Genomic DNA, 17,510 nt, shown 5'->3' with positions numbered 1-17,510 from the left:
TAATTTTTCTTCTAATTTAGGTTACTCTTTTAAAGTGAAACTTTTCCGGTTAGACGGGAGGTCGAGTGCCTTCTAAAGTCGATGCAAGCCGGTAAGAATGAAAAAAACGCTCATTATAGTCGGTAACGCTCCCCTCCCCCGCGACCTGTCGCGCGAGGTCGATGCGGCGGATTTCGTGGTTCGTTTCAACGAGCCCAAGCAGTCTATCGGCATGAGCGGCTCCCGGACCGACCTTCTGATACTGGCGACCTCCAGCAAACCGATGCAGCGCCGCCTGCGCGATCCGGGCTTTGTGCAGACCCCGACATTCAAGGCCGCGAAGGAAGTGATGCTCGCTTATCACCCGAGCATCATGCGCCTTTACCACCCCAAGCCGAACATTCTCTCGCGCCTCAAGGGACGGCGTTCCGACTGGACCGTCGAGACCATCGAGGTCGTGGGCGGCGCTGGCAAGGAAATCCGCCTCATGCCACCGCAGTTCTACATTGACGGCTGCAAGGAACTGGGTGTCGGCGAAGAGAACTTGAGCAAGGTGTTTCCGAGCACCGGCTTTTTCGGCATCTGGCACATGCTGGGCGAATGCCCAGCCGAAAGCTGGGACGTGAAGCTGTGTGGTTTCACCTGGGAAGGCTGGAAGCGACACACATGGGGCGACGAACGCGGCTGGGTCGAAAAGAAAGTTGCCTCCGGACGCATCAGTATCATCGAATAACCCGATTAGCTCGGGTCTTGGCAGCAGATCTCGTTAAAGGAGTATTTGAATGACTGAACCGTTACGCATTTTTATTGGCTGGGATTCCCGCGAACCGATCGCTTATGAAGTCGCCAAGGCCTCGGCGCTGAAGCATTCTTCCATTCCGCTCGAGATTGTACCGATCAAGCTGCAGGATCTGGTTGATCAGGGCGTTTATACGCGCGACATCGATCCGCTGGCCTCCACGGAATTCACCTATTCTCGCTTCTTCACCCCGTGGCTTGCGGGCTATAAGGGCTGGGCGCTGTTCTGCGATTGCGACTTCCTGTTTCTCGGCGATATTGCCGGATTGCAGGCCTATAACGACCCGTCCAAGGCGGTTTATTGCGTTCAGCACGACTATCAGCCGAAAGACAGCGTCAAGATGGACGGCAAGGTGCAGACCACCTATCCGCGCAAGAACTGGTCGTCCTGCATGTTGTTCAACTGCGAACATCCTTCGACGCGCCAGCTGACGCCGGAACTCGTCAACCGCGAAACGGGCGCTTTCCTGCATCGCATGCAATGGGCTGCCGACGATGAAATCGGCGCATTGCCGACCGAATATAACTGGCTTGAAGGCTGGAACGAAAAGCCGGAACACGGCCTGCCGAAAGTCGTGCATTACACGAGCGGTGGTCCGTGGTTCAAGGACTGGCAGAATGTCGATTATGCCGATCTCTGGCGCGCCGAGGCAGACATTGTTGAACCGGGCTGGAAGCCGATCTGATCGCCAGCCTTGATCGCGCGAAAATCCTACAGCTTTTTAACCGGCTCCACGCTACATAGATGCCATGAACGAAACGCGTCATGAATCTCCAGCGCAAGGCGGATCACAACAGCCTGCTGCGCAGCAAAAACCAGACGGCCCAAAGAGGGCCGGTTCTGTGGCATTGGAAGACGGCCCGAAGAGGGCCGTCAAGGCTTTCATCATCCATCTGAAGCGGGCGAGCGATCGTCAGCCGCAGGTGGCGCAGCTCATTGAAAGCCTGCCAATGCGGGCGGAAGTGATCGACGCCATTGACGGGCGCGTGCTTGATGAAGACACCATCCAGCGCGTCTATCGTCGCTCGGTGCACAAGCCGCACTACCCCTTCCCCCTCAGCACCAATGAGATTGCCTGCTTTCTGTCGCATCGCAAGGCATGGCAAGCCATTGTCGATCAGAAGATCGACGCTGGTTTCGTGCTGGAAGACGATGTCGAGCTGACGCCGGAATTTGCAGCGGCTTTTCAAGCTGCTTTGCAACTCGTCGACCATGACAGTTTCATCCGCTTCCCCTTCCGCGAACGGGAAACGGGCCGGGAAGTGCTGAATATCGATGGCGTCCGTGTTATCCTGCCTGTACCGGTTGGCCTTGGCATGGTCGCCCAGCTTGTCGGGCGCGAGGCTGCAAGACGGCTGCTGGCCGCGACCGAGACGTTTGACCGGCCGGTGGACACCACGGCGCAGATGAACTGGGTGACGGGGCTGAAGCCGCTTTCCGTCCTGCCCGGTGGCGTACGCGAAGTGTCAGTGCGATTAGGTGGCAGCACTATCCAGAAATCCCGTTCACTGCCTGATAAGCTGAAGCGGGAAATCCTGCGTCCGCTCTATCGCTGGAAAATCAAATCCCGCTCTCTTAAAGGATAAAGCGGTTTCCTTTGAAATAGAACTGCCCTAGCTATTTGTCTTGCGCATGTCGCGACCCGCGAAACCGCGCAGCTTTGCTGGAATATTCTCGTGAGGATTGCCTTGTCAGTTCCAATTCTTCTTTATCACCAGATTGATGTTCCGCCCCGGCACAAGGCGCCTTTTCGCAGCATGACCGTGCATCCCGACCGCTTTCGCAGCCAGATGACCTGGCTGAAACGCCTCGGTTACCAGGGATTGTCGTTCAAGGATGCGCTGCCCTACATCTATGGCGGCAGAAAGGGCAAAGTCGCGGTCATCACCTTCGATGACGGCTTTGAAAATGTGTTCCGTAACGCACTGCCTGTCTTGCAGGAGCATGGCTTCACCGCCACGAACTACTTCGTCGCCAACCAGATCGGCGGCTTCAACCTCTGGGATCAGAAAATCGGCGTGGCGCGGGCCAATTGCATGAGCGCCACCGAAATGCGGGAATGGGCCGCGCTCGGTCACGAGGTGGGTTCCCACACGCTCGACCATATCAATCTGCGTGAGGCCAGCGATGCAGAGGCGCAAGTGCAGATCCGGCAATCCCGCGAAAAGATCGAGGATATGCTCGGGCAGGAAGTGATCTCCTTCGCCTATCCCTATGGCGGCGAAAATGACAGAACGCGCAAGATCGTCGAGCAGGCAGGCTATAAATATGCGACCACGACGGAAAGACGCCGCGCAAAACCAACAGACGATCCATTCGGCATCCCGCGCCTGACGATCCGGCGTAATGATATATGGCTACAGTTCCTGCGGAAGTGCCTGCTGGGTTAGCTTTAGATATTCTTAGTCTGCGTTGGGCTCATAAAATGTGAGTCCGCCCTACTGATTCGTGCCCGATCTAACTGCGTAATGTCTAATTTAGACAATCGGAATTTACAGAATCGCAGTGACAACAATTTAGGTAATTCACCGATGCAAATCGACCAAAGCATTATCAATAGATCTGGGAAACGGATTTACTTTGATCCCACCGATAAGCGCGGTGAACAACTTGCGGGTTCCGATGGGACATTGGCCCCGTATTCTTTGGCCCTTTGGAATGTCGCGTTGAAGCTGTGTCCGTGGGACTACGTGGTTGATGTCGGGTGCAATTATGGGGAGATGCTGGTTTCAGCTGATTTACCCGTTAAAGCAGAAATCGTTGCATTTGAACCGAACCCACGCATACTTCCTTATTTGAGGAAGACGCTATCCGAGAGTGGAACACCCGTCCGACTCATCGAACGGGCTGTCGCCGAGGCTGTTAAGGAATCGACCATTTTTGTGGTCGATGAAGACTGGTCTGGAACTTCCGGTCTACCGAAAGAGACAGACGAGACGGTTTTTGGTCATAATCATAGGCATTCCGATATTTCCGTCGCCGTAACTACGCTGGATCATGAATTTCTGGATATCCAGCCAACGAATATCTGCATCAAAATTGATGTCGAGGGCCACGAGTTTTCCGTGCTGGCAGGTGCAAAGAAGCTCTTCGAGCAAGCCGCAAATTGGGCAGTCGTACTCGAAATTCTACATATGCGCCCCACAGAAATATCGAAACTTGCAAAAGATTATTCACTCTATGTTCTGGAAAAGCATTCGGAGAAAATCGTCAAACTAGACGGTGCTAACCCCAGCCGCCTGGAACATCAAATTTCTGACCTTTCACTATATTTACAAGATGCTCTCTTGGTTAGTTCCGATACGATCATCAACGATACAGTACTGTTTCAGATGCCAGCCGATAACGGCGGACTCCAGACGCACAAACTTGATCACCCAAATTCAACGGAGACGGCTCCGAGACGTGTGGTGTACACGGCACTCATTGGTGCATATGAACTTCTCAACGAACAACCCGTCGCAGACAGCAGCAAAATCGATTTCATCTGCTTCACAGATGACCCGGCTCTTGTCAGCGAAAGTTGGGAAATTCGGTTGATTGAACCAAGATTCCCGAGGGACACTATTCGCAGCGCTCGGTATCTGAAGGTTATGGGACCGGACATATTGGGCGAATATGATGAGTCCTTATGGATCGACAATTCCATAGTTCTTCGCGCAACGCCTGAGTCTATTCTTGATGAGTGGCTCGCCGATGCGGATTTTACACTTCCGTTGCATGGTTATCGCGAGAGCGTCGCAGGCGAATTCGACGCCGTCGACGCCGCTGGCTACGACGATCCATCACGCATTTACGAACAGATGATCACCTATGCAGCAGTACGTCCTGCCGTACTGGAAGAAAAGCCATACGCGACCAATTTTATGGCGCGCCGACACACCGCCCACCTACGCGAAGCAATGCGCCTATGGTACGAACAGATACTTCGCTATTCACGAAGAGACCAATTATCGCTCAACTATGCTCTTTCCGTCACTGGTCTCCCAGCGCACGGTATAGACATGGACCTGTTCCAAACGGACAAGCATCAGTGGCCCGTCAGTCGCGAACGCAAGACCAATGTGACGCGGGGACAATTGTCCAATGTCCTGAGAATTCCTCATGTTGAAATGGGGCGCCTTGAAAACACGGCGGCGGCTTTGCAAAATGCGCTTACGCAGGAAACCGCCTTGCGCAATGAGACCGAAAGCAAGGTGTTAAATCTGCAGGCGGCGCTTGCAGCAGCCCAAGGCGAGTTAAATTCGCTTAGATCCAGCTCGTCTTGGCGTGTCACTCAGCCCTTGCGCTGGGCTGGTTCACATCTCGCCGTTCACAATCGCACTATAATAAAAAGAGGCGTTCGCGCGTTATGGCGAACAATCACGCTCGCCAGCGTCCGTAACCAAGGTGATCGCGATCATTGAATTTAGATTCTGTCAAAGCGAAGCCAATCCCATGATCAAACTCAGATTAGCAATCAAACCGAAGCTTTCATCGCAGGATGATTAGCTAACCGCTTCTGCAAATCCACCATAAAGCCGCGTTCGACCAGACATTCCGGTCCCGTATATTGAACGGAGCCGGAATAGACCAGCGACAGGTCGTCGGAAAACCGGCCGCTTCCGACGATAGCTTTGTAATGCTCCGATCCGCCTGCGTGGCTTCCTTCCGACGCAATCCGCTGGAACTCTTCAACCGAGCGCGACGAAAACCGGTAGTGCAGCAGCGCGCCGGTGACAGGCAAATAGTTGCGGAAGCAAGGGCCCGGCCCGTGAATACTGCCCCGGCGGTAGTCGGTCTTATGGTCGACCCAGATCAACGGAAACTTGGACAGGCGCATGCTGCGTCCAAAAAGGCGCTGGCGCGGACCGCCGCGCACGGCGACGCCGAAGCGCTCCTGCTGCACCGTGTAACCATCGCCATCGAAATGTGACGACACTTCAAACGGATATTGCGTTCCGTCATCAACAAATACGCCGTCGCGCAGCAGACCGGCGGGATACATGTCGATCATCGGCGCCAGACAGCGCCGGATTCCGCTCGCTTCCAGTTCCTGAATGAAGTCGCGCAGGCTGCGCTGTTCCATGCGTGGAAAGACGAAGAACTCGTCGGCATCCACCGAAAAATACCAGCGGCGGCGGCCGTAAATATTGAATATCGCATCGCGCCAGGCCCGCCCGCGATTGGCCTCCGCATAGCGAACATCGGAAACGAACAGATCGACATCGGCGGCATTGGCGAGAATCTCAGCCGTCCCGTCATCCGACTTGTCATCCACCACGATGAAACGCGTGACACCCAGCGCACGATAATAACGCAGGAACGAATTCAGATAAGCGGCGGCATTGCGCACCACGCAGATCAGCGGCAGATCGTCCGGCAGCAAAGCCGCAAAACTTCCAGACGACGCAATCAGATTGGCCTTGCTGCGTCTTTTGGGAACAGACAGCCGCGCATGACGCCAGCGCAACTTGAACTGCTGTGCCGACGAGGCGCGCCAATAGGCGGCCCAATCCAACTCGTTTGACGCTGGATAGTGCATGGGCGGCAAAGCGGACTTCATAAGTGGGCTGTCTTTCACGGGGAACTAATCAGCGACATATTGGTGTTTTTTGCTGGCAAATCTATGCCCGCACGAATCACGCTGTGTTATGTCACGACAAGAATGCGTGAACACCGATATCTGCCATCCTTGCTCTTTTGGCTGCATTTGCTTGATCTCGATCAATGCTGCTTCAATAAAACGTGGCAAATTGCCCGCAACCGCGCCATGGACGACAAAGGCCAAAAGCGCTAGTTAAGGCAAAGACAAGCGCATCGGCCTAAAAATCGGGAGCGATTTTTCGGAAACACGGTGCGTCGAATCAAATAGTTAGAGCGAGTTTTGTGCGCCCGGAAGGACGCGCGGCCCTCTAAGGAGCGCATGATGGATTATCGCCGGTTTTTCGAAGAAGCGATTGATCAGTTGCACGCCGAGAAGCGTTACCGCGTTTTCGCCGATCTTGAACGCATCGTCGGACGTTTCCCCCGCGCGATCTGGCGGAACAACGGCACGGCCCGTGAAATCACCGTCTGGTGTTCCAATGACTATCTCGGCATGGGTCACCATCCCGACGTGATCAAGGCCATGTGCGACACCGCAAGCAATGCGGGTTCCGGCGCTGGCGGCACGCGCAACATTTCCGGCAACAACCATCCGCTGGTTGAGCTGGAAGCCGAACTGGCCGATCTGCACGGCAAGGAAGCCGGTCTGGTTTTCACCTCCGGTTTCATTTCCAACGAAGCCTCGATCTCGACCATTGCGCGCCTGTTGCCAAACTGCCTGATCCTGTCCGACGAGCTGAACCACGCCTCGATGATCGAAGGCGTGCGCCGCTCGGGCGCGGAGAAGAAGATTTTCCGCCACAACGACGTCGAGCATCTGGAACAGCTTTTGAAGGCCGCCGATCCGGCGCGCGCCAAACTGATCGTGTTCGAATCCGTCTATTCGATGGATGGCGATATTGCGCCAATCGAAAAGATTGCCGATCTGGCCGACAAGTATAATGCCATGACCTATATCGATGAAGTTCATGCCGTCGGCATGTACGGCACGCGCGGCGGCGGCATCACGGACCGCGATGGTCTGGCGCACCGCATCGACATTATCGAAGGCACGCTTGCCAAGGCGTTCGGTGCGCTGGGCGGCTATATCACGGGCTCACGCGCCATTATCGACGCTGTTCGCTCCTATGCGCCGGGCTTCATCTTCACGACCGCCCTGCCGCCATCGGTAGCAGCGGCTGCAACTGCTTCGATCCGCCATCTCAAGGCATCGCAGGTCGAACGTAATGGCCAGCAGCGTCAGGCGCAGCAGGCCAAGGACGTGCTTTCGGCAGCGGGCCTGCCCGTCATGCCTTCGGACACGCATATCGTGCCCGTACTGGTCGGCGATCCCGAGCTTTGCAAGAAGGCCAGCGACCGGCTGCTCGATGTGCATGGCATCTATATCCAGCCAATCAACTATCCGACCGTGCCACGCGGCACCGAACGCCTGCGCATCACGCCGTCGCCGCTGCATGACGATGCGCTGATCGACGGGTTGAAGGATGCGTTGCTGGAAGTCTGGAACGCGCTTGGCATTCCCTTTGCCGAAAACGATGCCCCGCAGGCAGCCAGTTCTGAGCGCGTTGTGCCGCTGATGGTTTCCAAGGCGGGCGGCTAAGCGCTTCGCAAAGTGCTGAATGAAAAAAGGCCGGTTTTCACCGGCCTTTTATTTTAGATTAAAGCTGCTCGATCCACTTCACCAGCCGCGCTGCGGCCTCGTCGATCTGATGCGGCGCACGACCGAAGCAAAGGCGGAAGAACGCCTCTCCGCCTTGTCCGAAGGCGCTGCCCGGTGCGAGGCCCACATTGGCCCGGTCGATCATATCGATGGCCGCCTTGACGGAATCCGTCACGCCTTCAACGCCGAAGAACAAATAAAATGCGCCTTGCGGCGGCGTGAGGCGCACCTTGCCGGTTGCCTGCAAGGCCGAACACAGCCTGTCGCGGGTGGCGCGGGCGCGCTCCACCTGCATGGCAATAAACGGTTCGCCCTGATCGAGCGCCGCCACTGCACCGCGCTGCAGGAACGGCGCCACGCCGGAATTGGAATACTGGATCATGTTTTCGATCACAGGACCGACGGAAGGATGCACGGTCATCCAACCCACGCGCCAGCCCGTCATGGCCCAATTCTTCGAGAAGGAATTGACGAAGATGATGCGGTCGTCAGGCTCCATGATTTCCATGAAGGACGGGGCATGGCCGCCGCCATAATAGAAATGCGTATAGATCTCGTCGGCGATGATCCAGAGCCCGTGCTTGCGCGCGAGTTCGAGGATGAAACGCAGCGTCTCGCGATCAGCGGTCCATCCGGTCGGGTTGGACGGCGTATTGATGAACAGCGCGCGCGTGCGCGGCGTGATGGCGGCAGCGATTTTCTCCGGGTCGAGCACCCAGCCATTCGCGCCGAATTCCAGTTCGACCGCAACGGGCACTGCACCTGCGAGACCAGCCGCGCCGACGAAATTCGGCCAGGCCGGGGACAGATAGATCGCTTCCTCGTCCGCACCGACTGTCGCCGTCAGCGCCATTTCGATGGCATGCATGCCGGAACCGGTGACATAGAAATTCTCCTGCTTCAGGGGCAGCGGGAAATGACGCGCATGATAACGGGCCAACGCCTCGCGCAGTTCGGGAATACCGGCCTGCCAGGTATAGAAGGTCTCGCCGTCGGTGATGCTCTTCTGTGCCGCATCGCGAATGAAATCCGGCGTCGGCAGATCGCCCTCGCCAACCCACAACGGAATGAGACCCTCGCGGCCTCGGCCATGATTGGCAACGGCGACAATGCCGCTTTCTGGCGCTTGCGCTGCTTCGCGGCGGAGACTGGCTAAAAGTGTCATAATGATCCTGCGCTGCTTGGTATGTGTATATCGGCCTTAGCAAGACCCGATCACAAAATCACTCGGCATTTTGTGATGATCCGATCATCGGTATTGATGAATGCCCAAAAGAAAACGGAGCCTTTGCAGGCTCCGCTTTGCATCCCGAAAGAAAAAATCCCGATCAGGCCTTCTTGGAAAGCAGATCACGGATTTCCGTCAGCAGCACTTCCTCGCGCGGGGCTTCCGGCTCAGGCTTTGCTTCTTCCTTCTTCTTCATGCGGTTCATGCCCTTGACGACGAGGAACAGAACCCAGGCGATGATCAGGAAATTGATCAGCAGGGTGACGAAGTTACCATAAGCAACGGTCGCACCGGCTTCACGAGCGGCGGCCAAGGTGCTCTTCGGCTCACCGGCAAGCTGGATAAACATGTTCGAGAAGTCGATACCGCCGGTAATCAGACCGATGATCGGCATGATGATATCGTTGACGATGGAATTGACGAGGCCACCGAAAGCGCCGCCAATGATCACACCGATGGCCAGATCGACCATATTGCCCTTGAGAGCGAATTCCCTGAATTCTTTCAACATTAGCCTGTCTCCCTCACGAGTGCGACTGCATAACCGGGCCGTCGTTGTTGCGGTGCGCTCGTCGAATTAATCTGGCGTCAGATAGCTCTGACGGTGAACGATAGAACTGCTCCTGACTGGGGGAGGCTCGAAGAACCGTTCTATCAAACTATACTGCATTCAATTGTCGAGAGAGGCACGATTCCACAATCTTTGCGAAACCGCACATATCCCGACACACTCTCAGAGCGCATTTCGATCCGATTGAATCAGCTTGCCGCTCCAAATATTTGTTTTCACGCACATCCCATCCGAAAACCGTTTCACACTTTTCAGGATGTGCTCGCAGTTTGTATTCGAAAATCTTCAAAGAAAAGATAAACACGTGTATCCGCCGGTAAAACATCCGGTTTTCCATCAATATTCTTGCGTGCATGGCGTGAAAGTGCTTGCGTCAAACAGACTTGAAGACCTGGGAGAGGAATAAAACCGCCTATGCAAGGCTGGGGAATCATCGGCGCTGCCTTCTTGTACCTGCTGCTTCTCTTTGCTGTCGCCAGTATCGGTGACCGCAGATCGTCGCGCTGGAACAGTGCGCCGCGTCCCTATGTCTATGCGCTGAGCCTCGCGGTCTATTGCACGTCCTGGACCTTTTTCGGCTCGGTCGGCCTGTCCGCACAGCGCGGACTGGAGTTTCTCGGCATCTATATCGGCCCCATTCTGGTTTTCACGCTCGGTAACCGGCTGCTGCGCCATATCGTGCGACTGGCCAAGGCGGAGCGCATCACCTCCATCGCCGATTTTCTGGCCGCCCGTTACGGCAAGAGTTTCGGCGTGGCGTCACTTGCCACCTGCATCGCCGCGGTTGGGTCGATCCCCTATATCGCCTTGCAGCTGAAAGCGGTTGCGGGCAGCGTCGGGCTGGTGATGGACCATTATGGCCGCACCCTCGCCCCGCCGGCCTTCATCTTCGGCGATATTTCACTGGCCGTCGCTGCGGTGCTGGCCGTCTTCGCGATCCTGTTTGGCACGCGCCATACCGATGCGACCGAACACCAGAACGGGCTGATCCTCGCCATTGCGGTGGAATCCGTCATCAAGCTCTGTGCATTTCTGACGGTCGGTCTCGCCTGCACCTTCTTTCTGTTCGGCTCGCCCTCGCAGCTCATCAGCCAGGTTTCCCAATCCACGGATGCGCTGAAGGCCTTCCACTACCAGACCTCCATCGGCACCTGGATCATCCAGACGGCTCTCAGTGCTGCGGCCATCATCATGCTGCCGCGCCAGTTCCACGTCACGGTTGTTGAAAGCCGCAGCGACAAGGAGTTGCGCACCGCATCCTGGCTGTTCCCGGTCTATCTGGTGCTGATCAATATCTTCGTCTTTCCGATTGCATTGATCGGCGTGATGACGCTCGGCAACACGGTCAGCGGCGACCTTTACGTGCTGGCCCTACCGCTTGCCGCCGAAGCGCACTGGATGGCGCTTATTGCCTTCCTCGGCGGATTGTCCGCTGCAACCGCCATGGTGATCGTCGCCTGCGTGGCGCTTTCGATCATGATTTCCAACCATCTCGTGCTGCCGCTTTTCATCCGCAGCATGGCCAAGCGCCATCCCGCCGAACAGCCTGACTTCACCAAGGTCATCCTGAACACCCGGCGCGTGACGATCATCGCCATTCTGGCGCTTGCCTTCGCCTATTATCGTTTCACCTCCAACAACATCCATCTCGCCTCGATCGGTTTCGTGTCCTTTGCTGCTATTGCGCAATTTGCGCCGGCCTTCATCGGCGGCCTGTTCTGGCGCAATGCCAACGGGCGCGGCGCGATGCTTGGCCTCTCGGCGGGCTTCCTCGTCTGGGCCTATACGCTGCTGCTGCCAACCATGGCGCCTGAAGACGCCGCCATCTTGCGCGACGGTTTTCTCGGCTTCACGGCGCTGCGCCCCGAAGCGCTGTTCGGCACCGATGCGCTGCCGCTGACCAATGGCGTGATCTGGAGCCTTGCCGCCAATACGCTGTTCTATGTTCTCGGTTCGCTGTCGCGTGCCTCAACGCCGCTGGAGCGCATTCAGGCCAGCATCTTCCTGCCGCGCTATTCCATCGCCGCGCCAACCCTGAAGCGCTTCCGCACCACAGTCACTGTCGCCGAACTGAAAGCCACCATGGCGCGCTATCTCGGCTCCGAGCGTGTCGAGCGCGCCTTCCTGCGGTTCGAAGGCCACGAACAGCGCAGGCTCGATCCGGGCATGACGGTGGACACGCCTCTGATCCGCTATGCCGAACAATTGCTCGGCACGGCGGTCGGCACCACGTCGGCGCGGCTTGTTCTGTCGCTGCTTTTGCAACGCAACGATGCTTCCGGGCGAGATGCGCGCCAGCTTCTTGACGACGCTTCCGCCGCACTGCAACAAAACCGCGATCTGCTGCAGATCGCGCTCGACCAGATGGAACAGGGCATCACGGTGTTCGACAAGGATTTCCGGCTGGCCTTCTGGAACCGCCAGTTCCGCACCCTGCTCAACCTGCCCGACGAGGTGATGCAGGTCGGCATACCGGTTTCGGAAATCGTCGAGCATCTGACCCGTCGCGAAGACATAGCCTTCAATATGCGCGCCAATGTCATTCATTCGCTGACGGCCAGCCGCAAGCCGTTGCGCATGAAGATGAAATCCACCGACAAGACCCTGGAAATCCAGTCCAATCCAATGCCGGATGGCGGCATCGTCGCGACCTATACCGACATCACCGCCGCTGTCGAAGCGGACCTGATGCGCCAGAAAGCCGCCGAAATGCTGGAACAGCGTGTGGCCGACCGCACAGCGGAGCTGACGCATGTGAACCAGGAGCTGGCGCGTGCGCAGGCTGCCGCCGAAGAGGCCAATCTCGGCAAGACGCGCTTTCTCGCTGCCGCTGGCCACGACATTCTGCAACCGCTCAATGCCGCCCGCCTCTATTCCACCGCGCTGTCGGAAAAACTGGGGCGTTCTGAAACCAGCGAATTTGCCCGCAACATCGATTCCTCGCTGGAAGCGGTCGAGGCCATTCTGGGCATGGTGCTGGATATTTCGCGCCTCGATACGGGAGCGCTGAAGCCGGAAGTCTCGGTGTTCCGACTGGACAAATTGCTGACCCAGATCGCAACTGATTTCACGCCGCTGGCACGCAAAAAGGCGCTGAAACTGCGCGTGGTGCCGTCGAGCATCGTTGTGAAAACCGACCGCAACATGCTGCGCCGCCTGATCCAGAACCTTGTTTCCAATTCGATCAAATATAGCCGCAGCGGCGGCATGCTGCTTGGCGTCCGGCGGCGCGGCGCTTTTGTGGAGTTGCAGGTGCTCGACACCGGTATCGGTATTCCGCAACACAAGCTCAAGCTCGTTTTCCGTGAATTCACCCGCCTTGATGAAGGCATGCGTGAGGCGGAAGGGCTGGGGCTTGGCCTGTCCATTGTTGACCGCATTGCCCGGCTGCTGGCATTTCCGCTGTCGGTGCGCTCGGTTCAGGGCAAAGGCACCACTTTCACCTTGCGCATTCCCGTCTCAAACGAGCCGGTTCCGGTGGCGGAAACCAGGAGCCGTCGCGGCCATGCACGCGCGCTGGAACTGACCGGGCTCGATGTACTGTGCATCGACAATGATGCCGATATTCTATCCGGCATGGAAACGCTGCTTTCCGGCTGGGGCTGCAACGTGACGACGCTGCGCAGCGGGGCTGCGTTGAGAGCTTTCTGCGCCAATCGCAGCACCGCGCCGGATGTGATCGTTGCGGATTATCACCTGATCCATGAAAACGGGATCGACATGATCGGCTACACGCGTGAGCATTTCAAAACGGAAATACCGGCCATATTGCTGACCGCCGACCGATCCAAGGAAGTGCGCCAGCGCGCCGAGGAAGAGAATATTACCCTGTTGAACAAGCCGCTTCGTCCGGCAGCACTGCGCTCGCTGCTGTCGCACTTCTATCATGCGCGACAGGATAGCAGCTCGTCACAGACGGCTGCGCAGTAAAACTGGATCAGCTGCTGATTACATCATTGCCGATGCGCGACAGCAGAATGACGGCCTGCGTGCGGCTATCGACTCCAAGCTTCTGCAACACAGCCGAAACATGCGCCTTGACGGTCGCTTCCGACACGCTCAGCTCATAGGCGATCTGCTTGTTGAGGAGACCTTCGGCAAGCATGGTCAGCACACGGGTCTGCTGCGGCGTCAGCGTGCGCAGGCGCGCAATCAGCCCTTCGATTTCCGGGTCTTTCGGGTGATCGAGATCGATCCCTTCCGGCGTCCAGATATCGCCAGCCAGCACGGCGCGAACCGCTTCGCCGATGGTTTCCATGCTGGCCGATTTGGAAATGAAGCCCGATGCGCCCAGTTCCACCGCATGATGGATGGTGGCGGCGTCATCCGTGGCCGATACGATCACCACCGGCAGGGCCGGTTGCAGCGCCTTCAGCGCGACCAGCCCTGAAAGACCTGCGCCGCCGGGCATCGTCAGATCGAGCAACAGAAGGTCTATATCGTCGCGTTCGGCAACCAGTTTCCTGACAGCATCGAAATCGCCAACTTCGACAATCTCCACGTTTTCGGATTGTCCCGAGAGAACCTGTCTCAATGCGCCGCGGAAAAGCGGGTGATCGTCAGCGATGATAAAGTGCATGTGCCTCGCGCGCCAATTTCAAGTGGTTCCTCCCCGTGCGGTGCATCCAATGCGACCAATCAAGTTTTTATGCCTATTTTTATCCTGAGCAACCAAAAATCACGTTGCTAACGTGTTTTCGCATTTCTCATTGCCGCCATGTGGCCGCATTGTGTGGTAGGGTTGCGCCGGCAATTAAAAACACAGGCCCCGCCAGACACGTGAGCAGAGGGCGGGAACCAGAAGGCATTTCATGACGCGCAATACGCTTTATCCCGAGATTGAACCCTTCAAGGAAGAGATGCTGCAGGTGTCACCGCTGCATCGCATCCATGTTGAGCAGTGCGGCAACCCGGATGGCAAGCCGGTGATCATGATTCACGGCGGCCCCGGCGGCGGCATCACGCCCGCCATGCGCCGCCTGCACGATCCGGAGCGCTATCGCATCATCCTGTTCGACCAGCGCGGTTGCGGTCGCTCCACCCCCCATGCCGAATTGCGCGAAAACACCACCTGGGATCTCGTGGCCGATATGGAGCATATCCGCGCGCATCTCGGCATTGATAAATGGCAGGTGTTCGGCGGCTCCTGGGGTTCGACGCTTGGCCTCGCTTATGCCCAGACCCACCCGGAGCGCGTGTCGGAAGCGGTGTTGCGCGGCATCTTCATGCTGCGCCGGTTTGAAATCGACTGGATGTATACCAACGGCGCCAGCATCATTTTCCCGGATCACTTCGAAGCCTATCAGGACCATATTCCGGAAGCCGAGCGCGGCGACATGATTGCCGCCTATTACAAGCGCCTGACGGACCGTGACCCGAAAGTGCAGCTGGAAGCCGCCCGTCGCTGGGCGCGCTGGGAAGGCTCGGTGATCTCGCTTCTGCCCGACCCATCGCGCGTGGATGCCTTCGGCGCGGATGAATATGCAATCGCCTTTGCGCGCATCGAATGCCACTATTTCCAGAATCGCGGCTTCCTCGATTCCGACGACCAGCTTTTGCGCAATGTCGAGCGTATCCGGCATATTCCGGGCGTGATCGTGCATGGTCGCTACGATATCTGCACGCCATTCATCAATGCATGGCAGCTTAAGAAACTGTGGCCGGAAGCTGATCTGAAGATCGTCGAGGATAGCGGCCATGCCGTGACCGAGCCGGGCATCGTGCATGAGCTGATCGAAGCGACAAAGCGCTTCGCAGCCTAGAGCCACATACGGAAAAGGCGCCATTCGGCGCCTTTTTGCTATTCAGTCCTGATCAGGTTCGCCCACCGGGCGGTGTCGGCGTTGTTTCGGCGGGCTTATCCGGCTCGCTCTCGAAACTCTTGGCAATATCCATGAAACGGCGCATGAAGCGCTCCATATAGCTCATGGATTGTTCGAACTCCTGCTCACTCGGCAGGCTAGATGCCGTGTTGCCGCTGCCCTTCTGATCGATGGCAGCCAGCCGGTCTTCCAGCACCTTCACGCGATCCTGCAAATCCGCCAGATCGTTTTCATAAGCCTCGCGATCTTCCGTCGCCATCTTGCAGATCATCTGGCCCTGCGACTGTTCAGTGCAAACAGAAATCGCGCCGGTCTTGGTATCGAGACGCACATAGCCGGTTTCGGTCTGTTCGAGACGATAGCGGCCACTTTCCTGCGCCACTGCTCCGGATGTGGCCAGAACCGGCGCAACCAGAGCCACCGCCGCCAGACTGCGGATGACGGGACGCGCAGCAAAAAAGGTGTTTTTGTTCGACATAATCCGATCTCCCTTTGGCTTCCTGTCATCATATGGGAGCTTTGCGACGAAAATCGAACACCTGGGGGTGCGGATAAAAACTTGGACTGAGTTATACGTTAAGGCCGAGACTTCTTCGATACTCAATCGGGCTGAGCGACCCCAGTGATAATTTGATGCGCTTCTCATTGTACCATTGGATGTAGGCATCAACCTCGTGGACAAACTGTTCGATCGTGACKGTCTTCCAGTCTCGGGGATAGAAGAGTTCCGTTTTCAATCGACCGAAGAAGCCCTCGCACGCGGCATTATCCTGCGAACAGCCCTTGCGGGACATTGAACGAACCATCTTCGCATCGCTGATCCGGGTAAGCCAACCCGGCCAGCGATAGTGGGCTCCACGGTCAGAATGGACGATTGTCCCGCGTTCGCCGTCGGTAACTGTCTCGATGGCGGCGTCCAACATGCTATTGACCAGCCTCGCATCGGATTGTGTTCCAATTGACCAACTGATCACCATGCCATCGAAGCAATCTATGATCGGCGACAGATACACTTTGCCGGCGGGAATTTGGAATTCAGTGATGTCCGTGAGCCATTTCTCGTTCGGTGTTTTCGCACGGAAATCGCGGTTGATCAGGTTCTCGGGCGCAGGACTGATTTCTCCCAGGTACGAGCCAAAACGCCGTCGCCGTGGTCTGACTACGACCAAACGCTCTTGTTTCATCAATCGCTGCACAACCTTTTCCGATATTGTCACACTCTGCCTGGCAAGCAACGCCTGCAGTCTGCGATAGCCGTAGCAGCGATGGTTGCTTTCGAATATTTCCGTCAGGTTGCGACGGATGGTGACGTACTTGTCTTCCAAGTTCACTCGGGTGCGATGGTAGAAGTACGAGCTTCGCGCAATCCCCAGCTGCAAAAGCAGTTCTGACAATCGATAGGTATCTTTGAGGGCGTCAACCAGCTGTGTCTTCTCCCGATTACTCAGGAGTTGCAGATCGACGCCCAGGCCTTTTTTTAGCAGTTCATTGGCCTTCTTCAGCAGATCGTGTTCGAGTTGCAATTGGCGGATATCGCGCTGGAGGGCTTCAAGCTGTCGCTCGAGTTCTTCACGCTCGGGCGCTGGCGCATAGGCTTTGCGGCGTTTCATGGATGAGGCAGCCTCATGACCGAGTAACTCATTCTTCCAAGCGTGCAACGTCGGCCGGCATACGCCTAGCCGCTCGGCCACTTGCTGGGCGCTTTCCTCTCCACTGCAAAGAGCAATGACCGCGACTTGCTTCAACGCCTCGGGATAGGTCGGACGCCAGGAGCGACCGACCATCGAAGTCCTCGTCTCTGGAAACGCTTCTCGAACCCATGCTGTCAAAGTTCCACGACCTGGATAGCCCAACGCCCTCATCGT

14 protein-coding genes are annotated in these 17,510 nt (G+C 56.9%); 8 read left to right on the top strand and 6 right to left on the bottom strand.

What is annotated here, in order from left to right:
- The first annotated feature begins 97 nt into the window (after nt 1-97).
- The 5 genes from ACTJKP_RS07095 to ACTJKP_RS07075 all read left to right on the top strand — a co-directional run bounded on the left by ACTJKP_RS07095 (nt 98) and on the right by ACTJKP_RS07075 (nt 5,184).
- Entirely contained in the window at nt 98-712 is a 615-nt protein-coding gene (locus tag ACTJKP_RS07095) for a hypothetical protein (protein WP_440630153.1), read from the top strand.
- Nucleotides 713-761: 49 nt separating this feature from the next.
- Nucleotides 762-1,463: a glycosyltransferase gene (locus ACTJKP_RS07090; protein WP_078337931.1), complete on the top strand. Its 702-nt coding sequence runs from the start codon at nt 762-764 to the stop codon at nt 1,461-1,463.
- Nucleotides 1,464-1,527: 64 nt separating this feature from the next.
- The gene (locus ACTJKP_RS07085; protein WP_078337930.1) at nt 1,528-2,364 is read left to right on the top strand and encodes a glycosyltransferase family 25 protein; all 837 of its coding nucleotides are present in this window, start codon (nt 1,528-1,530) and stop codon (nt 2,362-2,364) included.
- Nucleotides 2,365-2,466: 102 nt separating this feature from the next.
- A complete protein-coding gene (locus ACTJKP_RS07080; protein WP_440630152.1) occupies nt 2,467-3,168 on the top strand; it encodes a polysaccharide deacetylase family protein in 702 nt (233 codons plus the stop codon).
- 141 nt (nt 3,169-3,309) lie between these two features.
- Entirely contained in the window at nt 3,310-5,184 is a 1,875-nt protein-coding gene (locus tag ACTJKP_RS07075) for an FkbM family methyltransferase (protein WP_440630151.1), read from the top strand.
- 53 nt (nt 5,185-5,237) lie between these two features.
- Here the strand turns inward: ACTJKP_RS07075 and ACTJKP_RS07070 are convergent, their stop codons facing one another.
- Nucleotides 5,238-6,323 (bottom strand): glycosyltransferase family 2 protein, encoded by a 1,086-nt coding sequence (locus ACTJKP_RS07070; protein ID WP_440630150.1) that lies wholly within the window; start codon nt 6,321-6,323, stop codon nt 5,238-5,240.
- 363 nt (nt 6,324-6,686) lie between these two features.
- Between ACTJKP_RS07070 and hemA the strand changes: the two genes are divergently transcribed.
- Nucleotides 6,687-7,964 carry a 5-aminolevulinate synthase gene (hemA, locus tag ACTJKP_RS07065; RefSeq protein ID WP_440630315.1) on the top strand — a complete coding sequence of 426 codons (1,278 nt, stop codon included), beginning with the start codon at nt 6,687-6,689 and terminating at the stop codon, nt 7,962-7,964.
- Between the two features lie 58 nt (nt 7,965-8,022).
- Here the strand turns inward: hemA and ACTJKP_RS07060 are convergent, their stop codons facing one another.
- Together ACTJKP_RS07060 and mscL are read right to left on the bottom strand one after the other, a co-directional pair.
- Entirely contained in the window at nt 8,023-9,189 is a 1,167-nt protein-coding gene (locus ACTJKP_RS07060; protein WP_440630149.1) for a pyridoxal phosphate-dependent aminotransferase, read from the bottom strand.
- Nucleotides 9,190-9,352: 163 nt separating this feature from the next.
- Nucleotides 9,353-9,763: a large conductance mechanosensitive channel protein MscL gene (gene mscL / locus ACTJKP_RS07055; RefSeq protein ID WP_440630148.1), complete on the bottom strand. Its 411-nt coding sequence runs from the start codon at nt 9,761-9,763 to the stop codon at nt 9,353-9,355.
- Between the two features lie 474 nt (nt 9,764-10,237).
- Here mscL and ACTJKP_RS07050 point away from each other — a divergent pair, with 474 nt between their 5' ends.
- Nucleotides 10,238-13,753, top strand: a complete 3,516-nt coding sequence (locus tag ACTJKP_RS07050; RefSeq protein ID WP_440630147.1) for a PAS domain-containing hybrid sensor histidine kinase/response regulator — start codon at nt 10,238-10,240, stop codon at nt 13,751-13,753.
- Nucleotides 13,754-13,760: 7 nt separating this feature from the next.
- Here the strand turns inward: ACTJKP_RS07050 and ACTJKP_RS07045 are convergent, their stop codons facing one another.
- Nucleotides 13,761-14,402, bottom strand: a complete 642-nt coding sequence (locus ACTJKP_RS07045; protein WP_182519314.1) for a response regulator — start codon at nt 14,400-14,402, stop codon at nt 13,761-13,763.
- A gap of 232 nt (nt 14,403-14,634) precedes the next feature.
- On the opposite strand from ACTJKP_RS07045, the gene pip reads away from it, so the two are divergent.
- On the top strand, nt 14,635-15,585 hold the full coding sequence (pip, locus tag ACTJKP_RS07040; protein WP_078337920.1) for a prolyl aminopeptidase: 951 nt from the start codon (nt 14,635-14,637) through the stop codon (nt 15,583-15,585).
- Between the two features lie 52 nt (nt 15,586-15,637).
- On the opposite strand, the gene ACTJKP_RS07035 is transcribed toward pip, so the two are convergent.
- On the bottom strand, nt 15,638-16,123 hold the full coding sequence (locus ACTJKP_RS07035; protein ID WP_440630146.1) for a hypothetical protein: 486 nt from the start codon (nt 16,121-16,123) through the stop codon (nt 15,638-15,640).
- 91 nt (nt 16,124-16,214) lie between these two features.
- Nucleotides 16,215-17,510: IS3 family transposase (locus tag ACTJKP_RS07030; RefSeq protein WP_440630145.1), on the bottom strand; the 1,296-nt coding region annotated here is incomplete at its 5' end.

It is taken from the genome of Brucella sp. 22210, assembly GCF_052045675.1.
Lineage (GTDB): Bacteria > Pseudomonadota > Alphaproteobacteria > Rhizobiales > Rhizobiaceae > Brucella.
This window is presented reverse-complemented; position numbering and strand designations above follow the sequence as displayed.

Excerpts from the sequence above, each read along its gene's own strand:
- ACTJKP_RS07095 (WP_440630153.1), top strand. The coding sequence starts at position 98 with ATGAAAAAAACGCTCATTATAGTCGGTAACGCTCCCCTCCCCCGCGAC.
- ACTJKP_RS07090 (WP_078337931.1), top strand. The coding sequence starts at position 762 with ATGACTGAACCGTTACGCATTTTTATTGGCTGGGATTCCCGCGAACCG.
- ACTJKP_RS07085 (WP_078337930.1), top strand. The coding sequence starts at position 1,528 with ATGAACGAAACGCGTCATGAATCTCCAGCGCAAGGCGGATCACAACAG.
- ACTJKP_RS07075 (WP_440630151.1), top strand. The coding sequence starts at position 3,310 with ATGCAAATCGACCAAAGCATTATCAATAGATCTGGGAAACGGATTTAC.
- ACTJKP_RS07070 (WP_440630150.1), bottom strand. The coding sequence starts at position 6,323 with ATGAAGTCCGCTTTGCCGCCCATGCACTATCCAGCGTCAAACGAGTTG.
- hemA (WP_440630315.1), top strand. The coding sequence starts at position 6,687 with ATGGATTATCGCCGGTTTTTCGAAGAAGCGATTGATCAGTTGCACGCC.
- ACTJKP_RS07060 (WP_440630149.1), bottom strand. The coding sequence starts at position 9,189 with ATGACACTTTTAGCCAGTCTCCGCCGCGAAGCAGCGCAAGCGCCAGAA.
- mscL (WP_440630148.1), bottom strand. The coding sequence starts at position 9,763 with ATGTTGAAAGAATTCAGGGAATTCGCTCTCAAGGGCAATATGGTCGAT.
- ACTJKP_RS07050 (WP_440630147.1), top strand. The coding sequence starts at position 10,238 with ATGCAAGGCTGGGGAATCATCGGCGCTGCCTTCTTGTACCTGCTGCTT.
- ACTJKP_RS07045 (WP_182519314.1), bottom strand. The coding sequence starts at position 14,402 with ATGCACTTTATCATCGCTGACGATCACCCGCTTTTCCGCGGCGCATTG.
- pip (WP_078337920.1), top strand. The coding sequence starts at position 14,635 with ATGACGCGCAATACGCTTTATCCCGAGATTGAACCCTTCAAGGAAGAG.
- ACTJKP_RS07035 (WP_440630146.1), bottom strand. The coding sequence starts at position 16,123 with ATGTCGAACAAAAACACCTTTTTTGCTGCGCGTCCCGTCATCCGCAGT.